The 21,126-nt window shown below is 72.1% G+C and carries 24 protein-coding genes; 8 read left to right on the top strand and 16 right to left on the bottom strand.

What is annotated here, in order from left to right; translation table 11 throughout:
* Positions 1–27: 27 nt before the first annotated feature.
* The gene (locus ACFY6U_RS41085) at positions 28–1,161 is read left to right on the top strand and encodes an Mrp/NBP35 family ATP-binding protein (RefSeq protein ID WP_294005406.1); all 1,134 of its coding nucleotides are present in this window, start codon (positions 28–30) and stop codon (positions 1,159–1,161) included.
* A 155-nt stretch (positions 1,162–1,316) separates the two neighbouring features.
* On the opposite strand, the gene ACFY6U_RS41080 is transcribed toward ACFY6U_RS41085, so the two are convergent.
* The 5 genes from ACFY6U_RS41080 to sigE form a co-directional block, all read right to left on the bottom strand.
* Positions 1,317–1,988, bottom strand: coding sequence for a hypothetical protein (locus ACFY6U_RS41080; RefSeq protein ID WP_390046698.1), 672 nt, complete (start codon positions 1,986–1,988; stop codon positions 1,317–1,319).
* Positions 1,989–2,226: 238 nt separating this feature from the next.
* The gene (locus ACFY6U_RS41075; RefSeq protein WP_390046696.1) at positions 2,227–2,673 is read right to left on the bottom strand and encodes a sec-independent translocase; all 447 of its coding nucleotides are present in this window, start codon (positions 2,671–2,673) and stop codon (positions 2,227–2,229) included.
* Between the two features lie 201 nt (positions 2,674–2,874).
* Entirely contained in the window at positions 2,875–3,402 is a 528-nt protein-coding gene (locus tag ACFY6U_RS41070) for a trypsin-like peptidase domain-containing protein (RefSeq protein ID WP_390046694.1), read from the bottom strand.
* 166 nt (positions 3,403–3,568) lie between these two features.
* Complete coding sequence (locus ACFY6U_RS41065) at positions 3,569–4,540, bottom strand: zf-HC2 domain-containing protein (RefSeq protein ID WP_390046692.1); 972 nt, start codon at positions 4,538–4,540, stop codon at positions 3,569–3,571.
* Positions 4,537–5,253 carry an RNA polymerase sigma factor SigE gene (gene sigE, locus ACFY6U_RS41060; protein WP_089098938.1) on the bottom strand — a complete coding sequence of 239 codons (717 nt, stop codon included), beginning with the start codon at positions 5,251–5,253 and terminating at the stop codon, positions 4,537–4,539. The genes ACFY6U_RS41065 and sigE overlap by 4 nt, the downstream gene beginning before the upstream one ends.
* Before the next feature lie 235 nt (positions 5,254–5,488).
* On the opposite strand from sigE, the gene ACFY6U_RS41055 reads away from it, so the two are divergent.
* Positions 5,489–6,187, top strand: coding sequence for an O-methyltransferase (locus ACFY6U_RS41055; protein ID WP_093499247.1), 699 nt, complete (start codon positions 5,489–5,491; stop codon positions 6,185–6,187).
* A gap of 127 nt (positions 6,188–6,314) precedes the next feature.
* Here the strand turns inward: ACFY6U_RS41055 and ACFY6U_RS41050 are convergent, their stop codons facing one another.
* A complete protein-coding gene (locus ACFY6U_RS41050; protein WP_004950282.1) occupies positions 6,315–6,482 on the bottom strand; it encodes a DUF3117 domain-containing protein in 168 nt (55 codons plus the stop codon).
* A gap of 400 nt (positions 6,483–6,882) precedes the next feature.
* Here ACFY6U_RS41050 and ACFY6U_RS41045 point away from each other — a divergent pair, with 400 nt between their 5' ends.
* Positions 6,883–7,686, top strand: coding sequence for an enoyl-CoA hydratase/isomerase family protein (locus tag ACFY6U_RS41045; protein ID WP_390046690.1), 804 nt, complete (start codon positions 6,883–6,885; stop codon positions 7,684–7,686).
* Positions 7,687–7,801: 115 nt separating this feature from the next.
* On the opposite strand, the gene ACFY6U_RS41040 is transcribed toward ACFY6U_RS41045, so the two are convergent.
* Together ACFY6U_RS41040 and ACFY6U_RS41035 are read right to left on the bottom strand one after the other, a co-directional pair.
* On the bottom strand, positions 7,802–8,398 hold the full coding sequence (locus ACFY6U_RS41040) for a DNA-3-methyladenine glycosylase I (protein ID WP_390046788.1): 597 nt from the start codon (positions 8,396–8,398) through the stop codon (positions 7,802–7,804).
* Between the two features lie 5 nt (positions 8,399–8,403).
* Entirely contained in the window at positions 8,404–8,763 is a 360-nt protein-coding gene (locus tag ACFY6U_RS41035; protein WP_390046688.1) for a DivIVA domain-containing protein, read from the bottom strand.
* 170 nt (positions 8,764–8,933) lie between these two features.
* Here ACFY6U_RS41035 and folP point away from each other — a divergent pair, with 170 nt between their 5' ends.
* Complete coding sequence (gene folP, locus ACFY6U_RS41030) at positions 8,934–9,794, top strand: dihydropteroate synthase (protein ID WP_390046686.1); 861 nt, start codon at positions 8,934–8,936, stop codon at positions 9,792–9,794.
* Between the two features lie 160 nt (positions 9,795–9,954).
* Here the strand turns inward: folP and ACFY6U_RS41025 are convergent, their stop codons facing one another.
* Together ACFY6U_RS41025 and dapE are read right to left on the bottom strand one after the other, a co-directional pair.
* A complete protein-coding gene (locus ACFY6U_RS41025) occupies positions 9,955–10,713 on the bottom strand; it encodes a TIGR00730 family Rossman fold protein (RefSeq protein WP_390046684.1) in 759 nt (252 codons plus the stop codon).
* A gap of 104 nt (positions 10,714–10,817) precedes the next feature.
* On the bottom strand, positions 10,818–11,897 hold the full coding sequence (gene dapE, locus ACFY6U_RS41020; protein WP_390046682.1) for a succinyl-diaminopimelate desuccinylase: 1,080 nt from the start codon (positions 11,895–11,897) through the stop codon (positions 10,818–10,820).
* Between the two features lie 93 nt (positions 11,898–11,990).
* On the opposite strand from dapE, the gene ACFY6U_RS41015 reads away from it, so the two are divergent.
* Together ACFY6U_RS41015 and ACFY6U_RS41010 are read left to right on the top strand one after the other, a co-directional pair.
* A complete protein-coding gene (locus ACFY6U_RS41015) occupies positions 11,991–12,986 on the top strand; it encodes a heavy metal transporter (RefSeq protein WP_390046680.1) in 996 nt (331 codons plus the stop codon).
* A 270-nt stretch (positions 12,987–13,256) separates the two neighbouring features.
* A complete protein-coding gene (locus ACFY6U_RS41010) occupies positions 13,257–13,694 on the top strand; it encodes an ATP-binding protein (protein WP_390046678.1) in 438 nt (145 codons plus the stop codon).
* A 196-nt stretch (positions 13,695–13,890) separates the two neighbouring features.
* Here the strand turns inward: ACFY6U_RS41010 and ACFY6U_RS41005 are convergent, their stop codons facing one another.
* Positions 13,891–14,985: a bifunctional succinyldiaminopimelate transaminase/glutamate-prephenate aminotransferase gene (locus ACFY6U_RS41005; RefSeq protein WP_390046677.1), complete on the bottom strand. Its 1,095-nt coding sequence runs from the start codon at positions 14,983–14,985 to the stop codon at positions 13,891–13,893.
* 129 nt (positions 14,986–15,114) lie between these two features.
* Complete coding sequence (gene fdxA, locus ACFY6U_RS41000; protein WP_089098949.1) at positions 15,115–15,435, bottom strand: ferredoxin; 321 nt, start codon at positions 15,433–15,435, stop codon at positions 15,115–15,117.
* A gap of 140 nt (positions 15,436–15,575) precedes the next feature.
* On the opposite strand from fdxA, the gene ACFY6U_RS40995 reads away from it, so the two are divergent.
* Both ACFY6U_RS40995 and ACFY6U_RS40990 read left to right on the top strand, forming a co-directional pair.
* Entirely contained in the window at positions 15,576–16,637 is a 1,062-nt protein-coding gene (locus ACFY6U_RS40995; protein ID WP_390046675.1) for a GNAT family N-acetyltransferase, read from the top strand.
* Positions 16,638–16,687: 50 nt separating this feature from the next.
* Positions 16,688–17,551 carry a transglutaminase-like domain-containing protein gene (locus ACFY6U_RS40990; protein ID WP_390046673.1) on the top strand — a complete coding sequence of 288 codons (864 nt, stop codon included), beginning with the start codon at positions 16,688–16,690 and terminating at the stop codon, positions 17,549–17,551.
* A 26-nt stretch (positions 17,552–17,577) separates the two neighbouring features.
* Here ACFY6U_RS40990 and ACFY6U_RS40985 read toward each other — a convergent pair whose 3' ends face one another.
* From ACFY6U_RS40985 to ACFY6U_RS40970, 4 genes are read right to left on the bottom strand one after another with little or no spacing between them, the layout of a single operon-like run.
* Positions 17,578–18,192, bottom strand: coding sequence for a response regulator (locus ACFY6U_RS40985; protein WP_390046671.1), 615 nt, complete (start codon positions 18,190–18,192; stop codon positions 17,578–17,580).
* The gene (locus tag ACFY6U_RS40980; protein WP_390046786.1) at positions 18,189–19,388 is read right to left on the bottom strand and encodes a sensor histidine kinase; all 1,200 of its coding nucleotides are present in this window, start codon (positions 19,386–19,388) and stop codon (positions 18,189–18,191) included. The genes ACFY6U_RS40985 and ACFY6U_RS40980 overlap by 4 nt, the downstream gene beginning before the upstream one ends.
* Before the next feature lie 5 nt (positions 19,389–19,393).
* Positions 19,394–20,134: an ABC transporter permease gene (locus tag ACFY6U_RS40975; protein WP_390046669.1), complete on the bottom strand. Its 741-nt coding sequence runs from the start codon at positions 20,132–20,134 to the stop codon at positions 19,394–19,396.
* Positions 20,131–21,075 (bottom strand): ABC transporter ATP-binding protein, encoded by a 945-nt coding sequence (locus ACFY6U_RS40970; RefSeq protein WP_390046667.1) that lies wholly within the window; start codon positions 21,073–21,075, stop codon positions 20,131–20,133. The genes ACFY6U_RS40975 and ACFY6U_RS40970 overlap by 4 nt, the downstream gene beginning before the upstream one ends.
* Positions 21,076–21,126: the final 51 nt, after the last annotated feature.

The raw sequence follows: 21,126 nt of genomic DNA, 5'->3' as shown, positions 1-21,126 counted from the left end.
CCTGCGCCGCGCCGTACCATCGGGGGTATGGCTAGCGAAGACGCGGTGCGCGAGGCACTGGCGACGGTGAACGACCCGGAGATCAACCGACCCATCACCGAACTGGGGATGGTCAAATCGGTGGTGATCGGGGAGGACGGCGCGGTCGCGGTCACCGTGTACCTGACGGTCTCCGGCTGCCCCATGCGGGACACGATCACCCAGCGCGTCACCGAGGCGGTCTCCCGGGTCGAGGGCGTCACCCGCGTCGACGTCACCCTGGACGTGATGAGCGACGAGCAGCGCAAGGAGCTGGCCTCCGCCCTGCGCGGCGGCCAGGCCGAGCGCGAGGTCCCCTTCGCCAAGCCCGGCAGCCTCACCCGTGTCTACGCGGTCGCCTCCGGCAAGGGCGGCGTCGGCAAGTCGTCGGTCACGGTCAACCTGGCCGCCGCGATGGCCGCCGACGGCCTGAAGGTGGGCGTCGTCGACGCGGACATCTACGGCCACTCCGTCCCTCGCATGCTCGGCGCGGACGGCCGCCCGACCCAGGTCGAGAACATGATCATGCCGCCGTCGGCGAACGGCGTGAAGGTCATCTCCATCGGCATGTTCACCCCGGGCAACGCGCCGGTCGTCTGGCGCGGCCCGATGCTGCACCGCGCCCTCCAGCAGTTCCTCGCGGACGTCTACTGGGGCGACCTCGACGTCCTCCTCCTCGACCTCCCGCCCGGCACCGGCGACATCGCCATCTCGGTCGCCCAGCTGGTCCCGAACGCCGAGATCCTGGTCGTGACGACGCCTCAGCAGGCCGCTGCGGAGGTCGCCGAGCGGGCCGGCTCCATCGCGGTCCAGACCCATCAGAAGATCGTCGGCGTCGTCGAGAACATGTCCGGCCTGCCCTGCCCGCACTGCGGCGAGATGGTCGACGTCTTCGGCACGGGCGGCGGCCAGACCGTCGCCGACGGCCTGACCCGTACGACGGGTGCGACGGTCCCCGTCCTCGGCTCCATCCCCATCGACGTCCGCCTCCGCGAGGGCGGCGACGAGGGCAAGCCGGTGGTCCTGACGGACCCGGACAGCCCCGCGGGCGCGGCCCTGCGCGGCATCGCCGGCAAGCTCGGAGGCAGGCAGCGAGGCCTCTCGGGCATGTCCCTGGGCATCACGCCGCGCAACAAGTTCTAGGCAGCATCCGCAGCGCCCCGTCAGGGGCGCTGGGGGGGGGACCCCCGGCCGAAGGCCGGGGGAGGAACCGCGCGAGCAACCACCACGCATCCGCAGTCGCGAACCCACCGCACCCCCTACGGCGAAGGGGCGCCAAACCACCGGCGCCCCTTTTCTCATGCGTACGCGGCAACGTCCTTGATCACCGCGAACCCCAGCCCATAGGCCGACATCCCCCGCCCGTACGCCCCGAGGTGCACCCCCTCCGCCGTGGACCCGGCGAGCACCCACCCGAACTCCGACTCCCGGTAGTGGAACGGTGTCGCCACCCCGTCCACCGGCAGCGACAGCGTCGACCACTCCGGCCCGGACAGCTCGTCGGCCAGCTCCCACGCCGTCTCGGTCTGCTGCTCCAGCCAGTCGTCCCGCAGGCTGTGGTCCATCTGCCCCGGCCAGGTGAAGGAGAGCAGCCCGACCCCGGCCAGCCACGCGGCGGACGACACCGACGTGGCCTCCAGCAGCCCCGTCCCGTCGGCGCTCCGCCGGGACGGACTCGCCGCGACGGTCACGACGACCGCGAACTTCTCCCGCGGCTCACCGACGGACGCGGCGAGGTGCTCGTTCCGCACCGACGGCTCGTCGCCGTGCCCGATCGACCCGTGCTCCACCGCACCGTCGGCCGCCGTACCCACCTGCATCAGCCAGCGCGGCCCCGTGAACGCCTCGTCGAGGCCGTACCAGGGGAAGGGCGCCTCCAGGTAGCCGTCGACCGTGCGGCGGGCGGAGGGGGCCTGCTGCACGCCCTCCGCGACCGGCGTCTGTCCGTCCACCCGACTTGTCGTCTCCATCTGCCCGGACGCCTCCTAGCTCTCGTCGGTCCGGGGCGGCCCGCCCCCCTTCGGGCGCACTCGTCCGGTCCGCACAACAACTCGGCAGCATATCGACACCGCTGGGACCAGCCGCGAAACCGCCCGGTGCGTGGGTCGCACGGGCGGTTGGTTCGGGCCCTAAGAGACGAATGAGCGGCGCACACGCGATATGAAACGCGTCACGTGCGCCGCTCATGCGCGGGTCGGTGATCCGGACTCAGGTGGCGTCCGCGTCGTAGGGCGGACGGTCGTCCGTGCCCGGATCCTCCGGCTTCTTGTTCATGTCGATCCGGCCGCTCCCCGACGAACCGCTCCCGGCGGACGACGCCGAGGAGTCGGTGTCGCGGCTGTGCACCGCGTCCGTGACCTCGGCCATCTCCTTCTTCAGGTCGAAGCCGTTGCGGATCTCCTTCAGCCCCAGCTCGTCGCTGTCCAGGTGCTTGCGGATGAAGGTCTTCGGGTTGAGGTCCTCCAGCTCGAAGTCCTTGAACTCCGGGCCGAGTTCCTGCCGGATGTCCTCTTTGGCGCTCTCCGAGAACTCCCGGATCTTGCGGATGGTCCGCATGACGTCCTGGATGACCTTCGGGAGCTTGTCCGGACCGAAGACGAGCACGGCGAGCACAATGATCGTCACCAGCTCGAGTGGTCCTATGTCATTGAACACCTGAAGCTCCTTGCGATGTCCTCGGTCCTCGGCCCTCCGGTCGCTGTTGCGGGTGTTCCGTGGTCCGGGCCGGGTCCACGGTACCCGGCGGACCTGTCCGACCGGTACTGCCCCGAGGTGTCCGACTGCGTGTGTACGACCGGTTTTCCGGGTTGTTTGCCTAGTCGGGGCACGAGTGGGGCCCTGCCTGTGACGTTTCTGTCAGTTCCTGTCCGCGGAGTCGGGACGGTCGCGGGGATTGTCGAGCGGCAGCGGGATGAGGTCCTGCACGCCGTGCACCTGGACGACGGCGAGGTCGTAGCCGGTGTCCCGGCCGACGACGGTCGCCCGGGCGGTGGCTCCGCTGCTGAACGTCACGGTGATCCGGCCGCCCGCGGTGGCCGCGGGGGCGACGACGTGGTTGTTGGTGAGGATGTGCCCGCGGGTGTCGAGGACGAAGCCGGTGCCGGTGGCCTGCTCGCCGGTGCCGGTGACATGCAGGGTGACGACGCTCGGCAGCGCCCGCGCGGCGATCCCGGCGGCATTGCCCGGCGACCGTCCGGGCGGCGGTCCCGGAGGGGGCGGACCGGGCTGGGCCAGCTGTACGGCCTCCAGGCCGCCGGTGCGCTCCAGGTAGCCGCCGATCAGCCCGCCGGCCGCGGCGGAGACCACGGAGAGCACCAGTGCCCCCACGGCGAACGTCCGCCGGCTCCGCGACCGCCGCCGCGCCGTCGGTATCCCCTCGTCCATGTTCTCCTCGCGGGCTCACCGCGGCCCCGTGCACGGGCGGGCTCGCGGAAGGTCGGCTCCGTGCCCGCAGCGGTGCCACGGACATGGCTGGTTCACAGGATTCAACCAGGTTCGCGAGTCGGCGCGCAGGGCCGTTCAGCAGGTGGGCCGCGACCGGAAGCGCCGGTCAGTGGGCCGCGCGGGTGGAGCGGGACGTGGACGGGGAGGGTGCGGAGGTGGTGTCGGGGACGGGGGCGGCGAGCAGGCTGGTGCCGGTCGCCTCGGGGCCGGTGGTCCACGAGGTGAGGGCGAACGGCGGGTTGGTGCTCAGCGGTCGTATCAGCGGGGAGACCGCGGCCGCGCCGGCCATCACCGGTGCGGTCAGTTCCCGCAGCTTCTGCTGCGCGGTGGCCGGGGAGGGCACTCCGGGCAGCAGCGGTGCGGACACCGAGGTGGGCATCGCGGGGGCGGAGCCGAGCAGGGTGCCGGACGACAGCAGCGGGGTGAGCAGGCGGCGCCGCTGCGTGTCGGCGGCCCCGGTCGTGCCCGAGCCCGCCGTGCCGGCCGGGGCGACGCTGCCGCCGCCGGTGCCGCTGCGGGCGTCGGCGGCCGGGGTGCCGGGGAGGCCCGCGGTGACCCCGCCGAGGGCGACGGCGGCGAGCGAGACCGCGCCGGCGGCGACGAACGCGAACCGCATGCCGCGCGAGGCGGAGCGGTCGTTGTCCGGGCGGCCGACGGGGTGGATGCGGAAGCCCGGGCCGGCGGCCGCGGCCGGGTCGTGCGGGCGGGCCGGGACATAACCGAACTCGAAGCGGTCGTCCCGGCCCATGCCGAAGCCCCCGCTGCCGGATCCGCGTCCCGACGGGTCTCCCCCGCCGAACGGCGAACCGCCGCCGTCCTGGTCGCCGCCCGCGGGCAGCCCCTGGAGACGGGCGAGGAAACTCTCGGAGGGCGGGGGCGGGGCCGCCGCCGCGAAGACGTTCTTCAGGGCGCGCTGGGCGTCGGCCTCGGCCTTGCACCGGGCGCAGGTCGCCAGGTGGGCCAGGACACGCTCACGCGTCTCATGACCGAGCTCTCCGTCCACCAGGGCGGAGAGTCGGTCTCCCAGGTGCTGTTCGGCGAGCTGTCGCTCGGCCGGTTTCGGTCGTGATCCACTCACGCGGTCGCGCCCCCTCCTCCCAGTGCGGGAACACGGGGCACGAAGGAGCGGCGCTCGGCCTTGCGGGCCTCCGGGGAGCGGTGCGCGAGGGCCTTGCGCAGCTGGGAGCGGCCACGGTGGATACGGGAGCGGACCGTGCCGAGCTTGACGCCGAGGGTCGCGGCGATCTCCTCGTACGACAGCCCCTCGATGTCACAGAGCACGACGGCCGCGCGGAACTCGGGCGCGAGGGTGTCCAGGGCCTGCTGGACGTCCGCGTCGAAGTGCGCGTCGTTGAAGGCCTGCGAGGGGGTGGGCTCGCGGCTGGGCAGGCGCTCGGCCGCGTCCTCGCCGAGGGCGTCGAAGCGGATGCGCTGCTTGCGGCGGACCATGTCGAGGAACAGGTTGGTGGTGATGCGGTGCAGCCAGCCCTCGAAGGTGCCCGGGGAGTAGGTCGACAGGGAGCGGAAGACGCGGACGAAGACCTCCTGGGTGAGGTCCTCGGCGTCGTGCTGGTTACCGGTCAGGCGGTAGGCCAGCCGGTAGACGCGGCCGCTGTGCGTGCTGACGATCTCCTCCCACGTGGGCGGAGTCCATGCCTGCCCGTCCGCGTCGGTGGAGAAGGTCGCGGTCCGGTCCTCGCCCATGGCGAGCGCGGCGGCGTGGCTGGGGTCAGCAGCGGTGTCGTTCACGGATTTCGGCCTGCCTGCCGACCCGAGAAAGCGCCGCAGCACTCCTCCCCGGTCCCCAGGCGCAGCCGCACCTCCCCTGTCGGCTCTGGTGGTGTCCAGTGGAGCCCCTACCATAGCCACCTCGCCCGTTAGCACCGGATAAGCGGTTTTACAAGAATTTGATCTGTGCTGGTACGGCTCGTCCAGCTGCGACAGCAGGTCGTCGACTGCCGTCTCGTCACCGTGATCCATTCGTGTCCCCCCGCCCTGTCTTCCACCCCTCTAAACGCCCGGTCCCATCTGCGGGTTCCCGACGCCAACGGATACAGTCACGCCCAGGCAACCACGGGGACAGGAGAGGGTCATTACCGGCAACCGGCAGACGAGCTGGGCGTTCGCCGACGCCTTTGTCGCCGAGGACGAAGCACTGCGGTGGGCCCGTGACCGGGCCCGCGAGGCAGGACTGCGCTCGGTGTCGCCCGGCACGGGCGCCGCGCTGCGCATGCTCGCCGCCTCCGTGGACGCCAAGGCGGTCGCCGAGATCGGTACGGGGTGCGGGGTCTCCGGGATGTACCTGCTGCACGGCATGCGCCCGGACGGCGTGCTGACCACCGTGGACCCGGAGCCGGAGCACCAGCAGTTCGCCCGGCAGGCCTTCCGCGCCTGCGGCTTCGCCAGCAACCGGGCCCGCTTCATCCCCGGCCGGGCCCTGGACGTGCTGCCCCGCCTCGCGGACGCCGGCTACGACCTCGTCTTCTGCGACGGGGACCGCCAGGAGTACTCCGACTATCTCGCTGAATCGTTGCGCCTGCTGCGTCCGGGTGGACTGGTGGTCTTCGAGGGCGTCTTCGCCAACGGCCGCACCGTCGACTCGGGTCCGCAGCCGACCGAGGTGCTGCGGCTGCGCGAGCTGCTGCGCACGGTCCGGGAGAGCCCGGAGCTGGTGCCGTCGCTGCTGCCGGTGGGCGACGGGCTGCTGTGCGCCGTCAAGCGGTAGCCCTCGCGGGGGCGGCCCGCGCGGGCTGGGGACGGGTCCGGGTGAACGCCGGGGGCCCGGAAGAACGGCAGCGCCCCGGCACCGCTCAGGGTGCCGGGGCGGCCGAAAGGGTGTGGTCGCTGACGCCTCAGACGACGACGTTCTTGAGGGCGTCGGCAAGCGCCGCGGCCTCGTCAGGGGTCAGCTCGACGACGAGCCGACCGCCGCCTTCGAGCGGAACGCGCATGACGATGCCCCGCCCCTCCTTGGTCACCTCGAGCGGGCCATCACCCGTCCGCGGCTTCATGGCCGCCATGCTGGTTCCCCTTCCTGAAAACAGCTCATCGTCTGCCGACGGCCCCCGAGGGCACGCGCGGTCTCTGGCGGGACACGCGACTCCGGCATCGAACACATTGCTTCCAAGCCATTATCCCGCATCTCAGGACCCGATGACCAACATCAGTCGGCATCGCTTGGGCAACGCACGCGAGCAAAACCACTCAATTCGGCGATGTGGCTGCGATACTTCGCCCCCTCGAGTCCTTACGCCGACCGAGTCGGCTCCGGAATTCTTTGACGCAGGTCACACGGCCGCTTTGGTCCCCCGACGGCGATCTCCGCCATGCTGTCCTTCGGACATGGACGTACTGAGCGGTACGTCAGCCGCGACGACGCGGACGAACGAAGACCGACGAAGACGACGGAGGGGACGCACCATGACCGACACCGTGCTCTACGAGGTGGGCGACGGACTCGCGACGATCACGCTGAACCGCCCCGAGGCGATGAACGCGCTGAACATCGCGACGAAGGTGGCCCTCCGGGAGGCCGCGCAGGAAGCGGCGGCGGACACGGCCGTCCGGGCGATCCTGCTGACCGCCGCCGGAGACCGGGCGTTCTGCGTGGGCCAGGACCTCAAGGAGCACATCACGCTGCTCGCGTCCGACCGGGAGACCGGGGCGGGACAGACGATGACGACGGTACGGGAGCACTACAACCCGATCGTGCGGGCGCTGGTGTCGGCGCCGAAGCCGGTCGTCGCCGCCGTGAACGGGGTGGCCGCCGGCGCCGGTTTCGGGTTCGCCCTCGCGGCGGACTACCGGGTGGTCGCCGACACGGCCGCCTTCAACACGTCGTTCGCGGGGGTGGCGCTGACCGCGGACTCCGGCGTCTCGTGGACGCTGCCGCGGGTGGTGGGGCCCGGCCGCGCCGCCGACCTGTTGCTCTTCCCCCGGAGCATCAGTGCGCAGGACGCGTACGAGCTGGGCATCGCGAACAAGGTGGTGCCTTCGGCCGAGCTGCGGGCCGAGGCCGAGAAGGCGGCCCGGAAACTGGCCGAAGGGCCGACTGTGGCGTACGCGGCGCTGAAGGAGGCCGTCGCCTACGGGCTCACGCACTCCCTCGACGAGACGCTGGACAAGGAGGACGAGCTGCAGGCCCGGGCCGGGGCGTCCGAGGATCACGGGATCGCCGTGCAGGCCTTTGTGAACAAGGAGAAGCCCAAGTACTTGGGGCGTTGAGAGAGGGGGCGGGGAGCACCGTCGCGGGCCGCGGGTGCGTGGGGGCCGAGCGCGCAGTTCCTCCCCCGGCCTCCGGCCGGGGGTACCCCGAGCGCCCCTCACGGGGCGCTGTCCCCTACGGGGTTTTTCGCGCCACGCACGTTTCCAGGTGGTCGTTGACCAGCCCGCATGCCTGCATGAGGGCGTACGCCGTCGTCGGGCCGATAAAGCGCAGGCCGCGCTTCTTCAGGGCCTTGGACAGGGCCGTCGACTCCGGGGTCACCGGCGGGACGTCGGCGATGGTCTTCGGGGCCGGGTAGGTGCCCGGTTCCGGGGCGTGCGACCAGATCAGGTCGTCCAACTCGCCCTGCCCCCACTCCGCCAGGACCTTCGCGTTCGCCATCGTCGCGTCGATCTTCGATCTGTTGCGGATGATGCCGGGGTCGGCCAGCAGCCGTTCGCGGTCCTCGTCGGTGAACGCGGCCACCTTCTCGATGTGGAAGTCGGCGAAGGCGGCGCGGAAGCCGGGGCGGCGGCGCAGGATCGTGATCCAGGAGAGACCGGACTGGAAGGCCTCCAGGCTGAGGCGTTCGTAGAGGGCGTCGTCGCCGTGGACCGGGCGGCCCCACTCCTCGTCGTGGTACGACACGTAGTCCTCGGTGGACAGCGCCCAGGGGCAGCGCAGCCTGCCGTCCGGCCCGGGAACCGCCGCCCCTTCGATCAGGTCGGTCATCTCGCTCACGGCCGGTCCTCCGGCTCGGGCCTGTCCAGCGAGGTGTGCGGGCCGTGCGGTGCGGCCTGGGCGCCGGCCAGCGCGGACTCCAGGTCGGCGATCCGGGCGTCGCGCTCCGCGAGCTCGGCGCCGAGGCGGCTGAGCGCGTCGTCGACGTCCGCCATGCGGTAGCCGCGCGGGACGAGCGGGAAGCGGATGCTCTCCACGTCCGCGCGGTTGACCGGACGGTCCGGGGGCAGCGGGTCCTGGAACCGCTCGGGCGCCACCTCGGGCAGCGGTCCGCTCTCGCCGCCGCTCACCACGGAGAGGGTGACCGCGGCGACCACGACCGCGAGCGCGACGACGAGGAACAGGAACATAACCATCGCGGTGGGCCCCCAGGCTCGATGAAGCTCGGTGCAGCAGCACTCGTGGTGCTCAGTGTGCTCAGCGTGCTCGGTGTCGAATGTGTCTGTGTCCGATCGTGCCATGCGAGTCTGACAGTTAGGGTCGCAGGCGGTCGCACCGAGGGAATTACTACGGGAGGTCACAGGCGATGCTCAGGCTGGGCAGGCGGGAATTCGGGCCGAACGAACCGGTGATCATGGCGATCGTGAACCGGACGCCGGACTCCTTCTACGACCAGGGGGCGACCTTCCGCGACGAGCCGGCCCTCGCGCGCGTGGAGCAGGCGGTCGCCGAAGGTGCCGCGATCATCGACATCGGCGGGGTGAAGGCGGGGCCGGGCGAGGAGGTCACCCCCGATGAGGAGGCGCGGCGCATCGTCGGGTTCGTCACGGAGGTGCGCAGGCGCTTCCCGGACGTCGTGATCAGCGTGGACACCTGGCGGGCCTCGGTCGGGGAGGCCGCCTGCGAGGCCGGGGCGGATCTGCTGAACGACGCGTGGGGCGGGGTCGACCCGGGGCTGGCGGAGGTCGCGGCGCGGTACCGGGTGGGGCTGGTGTGCACGCATGCGGGCGGGGCCGAGCCACGGACGCGGCCGCACCGGGTGACCTACGACGACGTCGTGGCCGACATCCTGCGGGTGACCCTGGGGCTGGCCGAGCGGGCCGTCGCGCTGGGGGTGCCGCGGGAGTCGGTGCTGATCGATCCCGGGCACGACTTCGGCAAGAACACCCGGCACAGCCTGGAGGCGACGCGGCGGCTGGGCGAGATGGTGGAGACGGGGTGGCCGGTGCTGGTCTCCCTGTCCAACAAGGACTTCGTGGGCGAGACCCTGGACCGGCCGCTGAAGGAGCGGGTGATCGGGACGCTGGCGACGACGGCGGTGTCGGCGTGGCTGGGGGCCCAGGTGTACCGGGTGCACGAGGTCGCCGAGACGCGCCAGGTGCTGGACATGGTGGCATCCATCGCCGGCCACCGGCCTCCGGCGGTGGCCCGGCGGGGGCTGGCGTAGCGCCCTGGGGCTCCGCCCCCGGACCCCCGAAACCTTCGCCCACCCGCCACCCACCCGCCACCCGACTCGGTCGGTCGAAAAGCCGAGGAGGAAAGACCCTTCGACGTCCCTTCCTTGAGAAACCGAGTCGGACGGGAGGGTGGCAGAGCGGTCGGGGGGCTCAGCGGGCCGCTTCCTTCGAGACGAGGCCGACTGCCTCCTCCACGTCGTCGGTGACATGGAAGAGCAGGAGGTCCTTCTCGGCCGCCTTGCCCTGGGCCACCAACGTGTTCTTGAGCCAGTCGACCAGGCCGCCCCAGTAGCCGCTGCCGAAGAGGACGATCGGGAAGCGGGTGACCTTCTGGGTCTGGACGAGGGTGAGGGCCTCGAAGAACTCGTCGAGGGTGCCGAGGCCGCCGGGCAGTACCACGAAGCCCTGTGCGTACTTGACGAACATCATCTTCCGCACGAAGAAGTAGCGGAAGTTGAGGCCGATGTCGACGTACGGGTTGAGGCCCTGCTCGAAGGGGAGCTCGATGCCGAGGCCGACCGAGACGCCGCCCGCTTCGAGGGCGCCCTTGTTCGCCGCCTCCATGGCGCCGGGCCCGCCGCCCGTGATGACCGCCCAGCCCGCCTCGACCAGGCCGCGGCCCAGCTTCACGCCCGCGTCGTACTCCGCCGAGTCGACCGGTGTCCGCGCCGAGCCGAACACGCTGATCGCGGGCGGCAGTTCGGCGAGTGTGCCGAAGCCCTCGATGAACTCCGACTGGATGCGCAGCACCCGCCAGGGGTCCGTGTGGACCCAGTCGGAGGGGCCGCCCGCGTCCAGCAGGCGCTGGTCCGTCGTGCTCGCGGTCACCTGGCCGCGCCGTCGGAGGACCGGTCCCAGGCGCTGCTCGTCCGGCGGCACCTTCTTCCCCTCAGGGTTCCCGGTAGGCATATAAGCGCTCCCTCCGCTTGCAGGTGTATCTGCTTCAGCGTAGATCGGAGCGGGTTACAGGCGCGGGACGTCGGCATGTCGGGCCCGCAGCGCCGCCGTGTGGCTCAGCTGGTCAGCCAGGTGCGCAGGCGCTCCTCGCCCGCCAGGATCTTGACGGTTTCCACCCTTTCGTCCCGCTTGTGGGCCAAGTGCGGGTTGCCGGGGCCGTAGTTGACTGCGGGGACGCCGAGGGACGAGAAGCGGGAGACGTCGGTCCAGCCGTACTTCGGCATCGGCGTACCGCCGACCGCCTCGATGAAGGCGGCCGCGGCCGGGTGGGAGAGGCCGGGCAGCGCGCCGGGGCTGTGGTCGTCGACCACGAACTCCTCGACCCCGCAGTCGGCGAAGACCTCGCGGACGTGGGCGACGGCCTCGGCCTCGGAACGGTCCGGGGCGTACCGGAAGTTCACGGTGACCACGCACGCGTCGGGGATGACGTTGCCCGCCACCCCGCCGGAGATGCCGACCGCGTTCAGGCCCTCGCGGTACTCCAGGCCGTCGATGACCGGGTAGCGCGGTTCGTAGGCGGCCAGGCGGGCCAGGATCGGGGCTGCCGCGTGGATCGCGTTGGAGCCCATCCAGGAGCGCGCCGAGTGGGCCCGCTCGCCCGAGGTCTTCAGGAGGACGCGCAGGGTGCCCTGGCAGCCGCCCTCGACCTCGCCGTCCGAGGGCTCCAGCAGGACCGCGAAGTCGCCGGCCAGCCACTCGGGGTGGGCCTCGGCCACGTGCTTGAGCCCGTTGAGGTCGGCGGCGACCTCCTCGTTGTCGTAGAAGACGAAGGTCAGGTCGCGGTTGGGGGCCGGGACGGTGGCCGCGATGCGCAGCTGGACCGCGACGCCCGACTTCATGTCGCAGGTGCCGCAGCCCCACAGCACGCCGTCCGCGTCGAGGCGGGAGGGCACGTTCTCGGCGATCGGGACGGTGTCGATGTGGCCTGCCAGGATCACGCGTTCGGGTCGGCCGAGGCTCGTCCGGGCGATCACGTTGTTGCCGTACCGGCCGACCGTCAGGTGCGGCAGAGCGCGCAGCGAGCTCTCGATCGCGTCCGCGAGCGGCTTCTCGGTGCCGCTCTCGGAGGGGAAGTCGACGAGCTGCGCGGTGAGCGCGGCGGCGTCCAGCGTGAGGTCAAGCGAGGTGTCGGCCATGGCCCCGACCCTAGCGCGCACGATCCCGCGGGCGGCTTCACAGGCTTCCGGACCCGAGGGTGAGCGGCTCGTACTCTCCAGTATGTTGTACGCGTGCCAGAGCCGTCCCCCATCCGTCCCAAGCGTCGCGGCCGTGTCCTGCGTTTCGTGTCGGGCTTGCTGATCCTGTGCGCCGTCGCGGCCTACCTGGTCGTCCAGTACGTCACCGGCGGCGGTGGCGCCGAGGGCTGCAAGGTCGTCTCGGGCCGAAGCGACGACGAGTCGTACCAGTTCACGCCCGAGCAGGCGGTGAACGCGGCGACGATCGCCGCCGTCGGCACCGGCCGCGGCATGCCCGAGCGCGCCGTGGCCATCGCCCTGGCGACCGCGATCCAGGAGTCGGGGCTGCTCAACATCAAGCACGGCGACCGGGATTCCCTCGGCCTGTTCCAGCAGCGGTCCTCGCAGGGCTGGGGCACCCCGAAGCAGATCCTGGACCCGGCGTACGCGGCGGGCATGTTCTACGCCCACCTGGCCAAGGTGCGCGACTACGAGACCCTGCCGCTGACGGTGGCCGCGCAGCGCGTGCAGCGCAGCGGTTACCCGGAGGCGTACGCCAAGCACGAGACCGACGCCACGCTGCTCGCGGCGGCCCTGACCGGGCAGGCCGCGGCCACCCTGACCTGCGACGGGCGCCCGGCGGCCACCACCGCGGCGACGGCGACGGGTCCGGACGCGGTACGGACCGCGCTCGTGCGGGACTTCGGGCGGGACGCGGTCGAGGAGGCCGGTGCCGAGGTGAGCCGGTCGGCCACGCCGACCCCCACCCCCACCGTGACCGCCACGGCGCACGGGCGGACCGTGACGGTGCCGGTGCCGGAGGGGAAGAAGACCGACAAGTCGGGGCGCACCGAGAGCGAGCGCGGCTGGCAGCTGGCGCACTGGGCGGTGGCCAATTCGTCGGCGCTGCACATCCAGCGGGTGTCGTACGCGGGCCGGGAGTGGGCCGCCGGGAGCACGGACAGCCAGTGGCAGCCGGCGTCCGGTTCGCAGAGCACGGGCGGTGCGGAGAAGTCCGCGGGCTCGGTGCGGATCGTGACCGGGCAGTAGTTCGGGGCTTCCCTCCGGCGGGTCAGCCGGGACACGCCGGACGCGTGGTGTGCTCACGTTTTCGCACGGTCACTCGCGCATGCGTGAAACCCCTTGGGAGCGCTGGGCGGTAAGGATTCTGCGAGGCGCCCGCGGCGCGCCGTTCGCCCGCTTTTCTCCACACCCGATAATGCGATGCGTTATCAACTCTTTACCTTGGGCCTCCGCAACCTTCGCGGGCTTCGAGCGGTAGTCACGGCGATCACGTTCCCTCCCGTCGAATGGAGCATCATGTCCCTCCCTCTGACCCGCCGGATCGCCCGTGCCGCGCTGCTCGTCGCAGCGGGAGCGGCTGCCGGGGTCGGTGCGGCCGGCTCCGCCGGCGCGGCCCCGAGCCTGCCGGCCGGCACCCCGAACCTCGGTGGTCTGACCGCCCTGGACGGGGCGAGCGTCGGCAACACCGCCGACGCGGCGGCGCAGACCGTCACCGGGACCGTCGGCCGCGCCGGCGGTGCGGCGGTCGAGTCGGCGGTCCCGGCCGCGGGCCAGACCGGCGGCAAGGCCGTCAAGAAGGCGGCGCCGGTGGTGCAGCACACCGCGGGCCAGGCGGCCGGCTCCGCCGGTGGGCTGCTGGGTGAAGCGGCGTCCACCGCGACGAAGGGTGGGCTGCCGACGAGTGGGCTCACGAAGGGCGGGCTGCCGGTGCAGGGCCTGCCGATCGGGGGCTGACCCGGTGACGTCGGCGCTTCGGCGCCGGTGAGTTCGGGGAAGGGGCCCGGGGTTTCCCGGGTCCCTTCTCGTTGTGCTTCGGGTGCGGGCCGGTGGGGGCTGGTCGCGCAGTTCCTCCCCCGGCCTTCGGCCGGGGGGTACCCCCAGCGCCCCTGACGGGGCGCTTCGCCGAGGCTCGCTTCAAGGAGCCGCCGGCTCAGGAGAGCCGTTCGACCGCTGCCCGAATGCGTTCGTCCGTCGCCGTCAGGGCCACACGTACGAAGTTCTCGCCCGCCTCGCCGTAGAAGTCGCCCGGTGCGACGAGGATGCCCAGGTCCGCCAGGTGGGAGACGGTCTGCCAGCAGGACTCGTCCCTCGTCGCCCACAGGTAGAGGCTCGCCTCGCTGTGTTCGATGCGGAAGCCGTGGGACAGGAGGGCCTCACGGAGGGCCGTGCGGCGGGCCGCGTAGCGCTCGCGCTGTTCCTGGACGTGGGTGTCGTCGGAGAGGGCCGCCACCACCGCCGCCTGCGTCGGGGCCGACGTCATCATGCCGCCGTGCTTGCGGATCTCCAGGAGCGGGCCGAGGACCGCCGGGTCGCCGGCCAGGAAGGCCGCCCGGTAACCGGCGAGGTTGGAGCGCTTGGAGAGGGAGTGGACGGCCACGATGCCGTCGTACGAGCCGCCGTTGACGTCCGGGTGCAGGACCGAGACCGGGTCGGCCTCCCAGCCCAGTTCGAGGTAGCACTCGTCGGAGAAGAGCAGGATGCCGTGGGTGCGGGCCCAGGCGACGATCTCCGTGAGTTCCTGCTTCGAGAGGACCTTGCCCGTCGGGTTGGACGGGGAGTTCAGCCAGAGGAGCTTCAGGTTCGCCGGGTCCAGGTCGCGCGGGTCGTCGTAGACCTCGTGCTCGGCGCGGGCGAGGCGGGCGCCGACCTCGTAGGTGGGGTACGCGAGGCGCGGGTAGGCCACCCGGTCACCGGGGCCGAGGCCCAGCTGGGTGGGGAGCCAGGCGACGAGTTCCTTGGAGCCGACGATCGGGAGGACGTGGCGATGGGTGACGTCGCGGGCGCCCAGGCGGCGCTCGACCCAGCCGGTGATCGCGTCGCGGAGCGCCGGGGTGCCCCAGACCGTGGGGTAGCCGGGCGAGTCGGCCGCGTCGATCAGGGCCTTCTGGATCAGGTCGGGGACCGGGTCCACCGGGGTGCCGACCGACAGGTCGACGATGCCGTCCGGGTGCGCCGCTGCCGTCTTCTTGTACGGTTCCAGCTTGTCCCAGGGGAAGGTGGGCAGACGGTCGGAGACTGCGGACACGGTTGCTTGCTCACTTTCTTCGGTACGACCGGTACGGCAAACGCCTCGGCCCCGTACGGCGCCGATCGGGCGTGATCAGGCCGTACGGGACCGAGGCGGCACGGTGTTGCGGCGGGCCGCCGGTGCGGACTACTCGGCCTGCGGGGGCAGCGCGGCGATGAACGGGTGATCGCGCTCGATCAGGCCCAGCTTGCTGGCGCCGCCCGGGGAGCCGAGGTCGTCGAAGAACTCGACGTTGGCCTTGTAGTAGTCCTTCCACTCCTCCGGGGTGTCGTCCTCGTAGAAGATCGCCTCGACCGGGCAGACCGGCTCACAGGCTCCGCAGTCGACGCATTCGTCCGGGTGGATGTACAAGGACCGCTGGCCCTCGTAGATGCAGTCGACCGGGCACTCCTCGATGCACGCCTTGTCCTTCACGTCGACACAAGGCTGCGCGATGACGTAGGTCACGCTGTCGTTCCTCCTCGATTGGGCGCTGGCGGGCCTCCGTAGGCTCCGCCGCCTGGCGCGCGGGAGCGCGGCGTCGTCGATGCCCGCCTCTAGTATCTCCGTTCCTGGGCATGATCCGAACAGGAGGGGTGAACTGACCAGTGGAAATCTCTGCCGCAGGACGCTTCGAGGTCCGTATCACCGCTGCTGACGTGGGCAAACGGGTATCTGTGCGCCGTTTGACCGGAAATGTCGACACCGGGGAGAAGTTCACCGACACGGTGGGTGTTCTCACATCATGGGACGACGACGGCATGCTGACGATCACACGGCGGGACGGCGGGACCGTCCGGATACCGGAGTCCGCGCTGGTCGCCGCGAAGGTGGTTCCCGCCCGCCACCCGACCGCCGCCCCTCAAGGAGGCGCTTCGCGCCACGTGACAACTGCTCCGGCACGCCGCCGGGGGCCCGCGGCGACCTACCGGGAACTCGCGCGTGTCGCCTCGCGCAGCTGGCGGCCGGTGGAGAGCGAGCGGCTCGGCGAGTGGGAGCTGCGGGCCGCCGCGGGGTTCACACGGCGGGCGAACAGCGTGCTGCCGCTCGGTGACCCCGGGATGCCGCTGGACGCAGCGCTGGCGGCCGTACGGCGGTGGTACGGCGAGCGGGGGCTGCCCGCGTACGTGCAGACCGCGACCGGTGCCGAGGGTACCCAGGAGCTGCTCTGCGCGGAGCTGGAGCGCCGCGGATGGCTGCGTGAGGTGAGCGCCGGGCTGTGGACCGGGGAGCTGGCGCCGGTGGCGGACCGGGCGGAGGGCGCCGGGGTGCTGCTCTCCCGGGCGGCCGGCGAGGACTGGCTGGCGCGCTACCAGCGCAAGGGCGTGAGCGAGGTTGCGTTGAAGGTGCTGGGGAGCGGGCCGTCGGTGTGGTTCGCGACCGTGCCGGCGGCCGGGGAAGGTGCCCCGGCGGCGATCGGCCGGCTGGTGGTGGACGGCCGGTGGGCCGGGTTCGCCGCCGTCGAGGTGGATCCGGGGCTGCGGCGGCGGGGGCTGGCCACCGAGGTCATGGCCGCGCTCGCGCGCCGGGCGCTGGCGGAGGGCGCGTCGGCGGCCTGGCTGCAGGTGGAGACGGACAACGCGGGAGCGCGGGCGCTGTACGGGCGGCTGGGCTTCGCGGCGCATCACACGTACCACCACTACCGGGCGCCGGGGGCGGACGGCTCCTGAATCCGGGAGGCGAGGCGGTACCGATCATTCCGAAGGGGCACGAAACAGCTATGGCTTCCGGTCAGCCGCATCCATGTCCGCCGTCACCGGCGCGGGCCGCCGAGGTACGACGGCGGTTCGCCGAGGAGGCACGGTCCGAGCGGCCCGATCTGGCCGCGCTGTGCCTGCTGCTGGGCGCGGCGGCCGACGGCTCGCTGGACGAGGCCGGGATCGACGCGGCGCAGATGGAACTGGACCGGCTGGCCGGGCAGCTGCCGTACCGGCCGGGCGGGCCGCACGCGTGGGCCACGGCGGCGCACCGGGTGCTGGGCGAACGGTTCGGTTTCCGGGGCACCGCCCCGGACTACCAGCGGCTGGAGTCCTCGCTGCTGCACGAGGTGCTGCGGCGCCGGCGCGGGCTGCCGATCCTGCTGTCCGTCGTGTGGCTGGAGGTCACGCGGCGGGCCGGGGCGCCGGTGTACGGGGTCGCGCTGCCGGGACACTTCGTGGTCGGGTTCGGGGCGGCCGAGGAGCAGGTGCTGGCCGATCCGTTCGACGGCGGGCGGGTGCTGACCGGCGCGGACGCGGAGCTGCTGGTGGTGGGGGCGGCGGGAGTGCCGCTGGAACCGGCGATGCTGGAGCCGGCCGACCCCCTCGACGTCGTACGGCGGATCCTCAACAACGTACGGGCGTGGGCCGCGGCCCGCCCGGAGCGGTCGGACGTGGGCCTGTGGGCGGTCGACCTGTCCCTGCTGCTGCCGTCGCATCCGGCGCGGCTGCGGTACGAGCGGGCGCGGTTGCTGGTGGAGCGGGGCGAGTTCGTCGACGGGGCCGAGGAGTTGGAGAAGTACGCCGGGTTGATCGACGTGGTCGACGAGGGGGCGGCGGAGAAGGTACGGGGGGAGGCGCGGGCGGCGCGGGCCCGGCTGAACTGAGGAGACTTCCAGGGGGAGGGCTCCCCCTACAGCCAGCCCTTCTCCCGCGCGATCCGCACCGCTTCCGCCCTGTTCCGTACCGCGAGCTTCTGGATCGCCGTCGAGAGGTAGTTCCGCACCGTGCCCTGGGAGAGGTGCAGCGCTGTCGCCAGTTCCGCGTTGGTGGAGCCGTCGGCCGCCGCGCGGAGGACCTCGCGTTCGCGGTCGGTCAGGGGGTTGGCGCCCTCGGCGAGGGCCGCTGCCGCGAGGGTGGGGTCGATGACGCGTTCGCCGGCGAGGACCTTGCGGACGGCCTCGGCGAGCTGGGCGGCGGGGGCGTCCTTGACGAGGAACGCGTCGGCACCCGCCTCCATCGCGCTGCGCAGGTAGCCGGGGCGCCCGAAGGTGGTGAGGACGACCAGTTTCACGGTCGGCAGCGCCTTGTGGAGCTGGGCCGCCGCCTCGATGCCGGTGCAGCCCGGCATCTCGATGTCGAGCAGGGCCACATCGATGTCGTTCGCCTTCGCCGCGGCCAGCACCTCGTCGCCGCGGGCCACTTGAGCGACGACCTCGATGTCGTCCTCCAGGCCCAGCAGGGCGGCGAGCGCCTCGCGGACCATCGACTGGTCCTCGGCGAGGAGGACCTTGATCGTGCTGCTCATGCCCCGGATCCTACGGCCCTGCCGGAGTCGAGCGGGACCCGGGCGACCAGCCGGAAGCCATGCTTCAGGCGGCCCGCCTCCAGCGTGCCGCCCGCCTTCTCCAGGCGCTCGGTGAGCCCGGTGAGCCCGTTGCCCGGGCCCTTGCCCGAACCGCCCGAACCGTTGTCCTCCACGGCGAGTTCGAGGACCGGACCGTCCAGGGTCTGACGGCGCAGCAGCTCCACCGTGCAGGCGCTCGCGCCGCTGTGCCGTACGACGTTGGTGATCGCCTCGCGCAGCGCCCAGGCGAGGGCCGCCTCGCCCTCGTCGGGCACGCCGGCGAGGTCGGGGTCGGCCGGGACCTCGGCGGTGACCGCGGCGGCGGTCAGGGCGACCTGGGCGCCGGCCAGTTCGGCGGCGAGCCGGGGCCGCCGGTAGCCGGTGACCGCCTCCCGGACGTCCACCAGGGCCTGCCGGCTGACCTGTTCGATGTCGGAGACCTGCTGGGCCGCCTTGTCGGGGTGGTCGGGGAGCATCCGGCCGGCCAGCTCGCTCTTCAGGGTGATCAGGGAGAGAGAGTGGCCCAGCAGGTCGTGCAGGTCGCGGGCGAGGCGCAACCGCTCCTCGTTGGCGGCCAGTTGGGCGACGGTGGCGCGGGCCTTGCGCAACTCGATGGTGGTGGCGACGAGTTGCCGGATGCCGGTCATGGAGTAGCCGACCAGGAGGACCACCAGGAACAGGCCCCAGGCCTCGTCCATGTCGTGGGCGTGCCAGCCCGCGAGCATCATCGCGGCGGTGGTCAGCGGGATCGTCCAGTACGCGACCCGCAGCGGGAAGGTGACTCCGCACATCACGGAGACGTACACGAACAGTCCGAGCCAGGAGCTGCCGAAGCCGAACGCGAGGACGACCGCGAGCGTCCACTCCACGGCGACCGCGGCGGCGACGGCCCCGCCGCGGAAGGGCCGGCCCATCTGGCGGAAGACGATGGTCAGGTAGATCCCGACGAAGGCCGTCAGGCCCGCCCAGCCGACCGCCGTCGCCCCGATGGTGTGGTGGCCGGAGGCCAGATCCTGCGCCGGGGAGGCGAGGAAGACCAGCCAGGGCAGGACCCACACCAGCTTGCGCATCGCCTCGCCCCGGCTGCGGGGCGGCTGGCCGATCCGCACCAGCCGGTCCGCCCTGGCCTCGTCGCCGGGCCGCAGGTCTTCCGTCATCGTGCTCACGCCTTCAGCGTGTCCTTCCGGTACAGCCAGGCCGCGCCGCCGACGAACAGGGCGAAGAAGACGACGAGGATGGCGATGTCCTGGGCGTGCGGGGCCTGGCTCTGCTCGATGGCCCGTCCCAGTGCAGCGTACGCGTGCGTGGGCAGCCACTTCGCGATGTCCTGGAGCCAGGTCGGGAAGGAGGAGGACGGCCACCACAGGCCGCCGAGGATCGACAGGCCGAAGTAGGTGATCATCGTGATCGGGCGGACCGCGTCGCCGCTCGCCAGGTACCCGATGGCGACGCCGAGCGCGGCGAAGACCAGGCTGCCGGCCCAGATCGCGCCGGTGAGCGCGAACCACTGCCAGGCCTCGAGGCGTACGTGCTTCACGGAAGCGGCGATCAGGAAGACGACCACGATGGACGGCAGGCTCACCACGGCCGCGCCGGCGGTCTTGGCGAGGACGTAGCCGCGGCCGGGCAGCGTGGTCAGCCGCAGCTGCCGTACCCAGCCGCTCTCGCGCTCCTTGGCGATGCGCTCGCTGTTGCCCATCAGGACGGCGGTGAGGGCGCCGAAGGAGGCCATGGAGACCATGACGTAGGCGGCGACGGACAGGCCGGAGTTGTCGACGGTGTCGCCGGTGCCGCCCTGGCTGGCGACCAGCAGGAAGATGATCGAGGGGTAGATCACCGAGAAGAACAGGAACTTGCGGTTGCGCAGGGCGCGGGCGAGCTCCAGCTTGATCAGGGCGTTCATGACTGCGTGACCTCCTTGGCCTCCTCGGCCTCCGTGATGGCGACGAAGGCCTGCTCCAGACCGAGCCCGGCGACTTCGAGGTTGCGGGGGTAGACACCGAGGCCGTACAGGGCGTGGACGGTGGCGTCGGCGTCGGACGACTGCATGCGGATGGTCTGGCCGCTCACGTCGACGGCGGTGAGGAAGGGCAGGGCCCGCAGCGGGGCCTCGTCGATCTCGCCCTCCAGGTCGAAGGAGATCCTCCTCGCCCCCGCCTTCGCCTTGATCTCGGCGGCCGTCCCGTCGGCCAGCAGCCGTCCCCGGTGCAGTACCAGCACCCGGTCGGCGATGGCGTCGGCCTCTTCGAGGTAGTGGGTGGCGAACAGGACCGTACGGCCCTGGTCGGCCTGTTCGCGCATGGTGGCCCAGAACGCCTGGCGGGCGGAGACGTCCATGCCGGTGGTCGGCTCGTCCAGGACGATCAGGTCACTGTCGCCGGCGGTGGCGAGGGCGAAGCGGACGCGCTGGGACTGGCCGCCGGAGAGCTTGTTGACCTTGCGGTCGGCGATCTGCGAGATGCCCGCGCGGGCGAGGACGTCGGTGACCTTGTAGGGCTTGGGGTGCAGCTGGCAGGCGAGCTTGACGAGCTCGGCGACCGTGACCTCGTCCATCAGGCCGCCGCTCTGCAGCATCGCGCCCACGCGTCCGGCGACGATGGCCTCCCGCGGGCTCAGGCCGAAGACGCTGACCGTGCCGGCGTCGGCCTGCTTGAGGCCGAGCAGCAGGTCGAGCGTGGTCGACTTGCCCGCGCCGTTCGGCCCGAGCAGGGCCACGGTCTCCCCCGGGTGCAGCCGCAGCGAGAGCCCGTCGACGGCCCGCACGTTCCCGTAGGTCTTGCTCACTTGGTCGAACCCGACGACCACCGGGGTCCCGGTGTCCGTCGTCGCCGCTGTCGTTGTCATGCCTCCATGCTGTCGGCGGGTCCCTGGCCGGGGGCAGTGCCGGTCGTCCGG

This window comes from Streptomyces sp. NPDC013157, assembly GCF_042899865.1.
Classification (GTDB): domain Bacteria; phylum Actinomycetota; class Actinomycetes; order Streptomycetales; family Streptomycetaceae; genus Streptomyces.
Note: the sequence above shows the minus strand (reverse complement) of the source record. Positions and strands in the feature narration are given on the sequence as shown.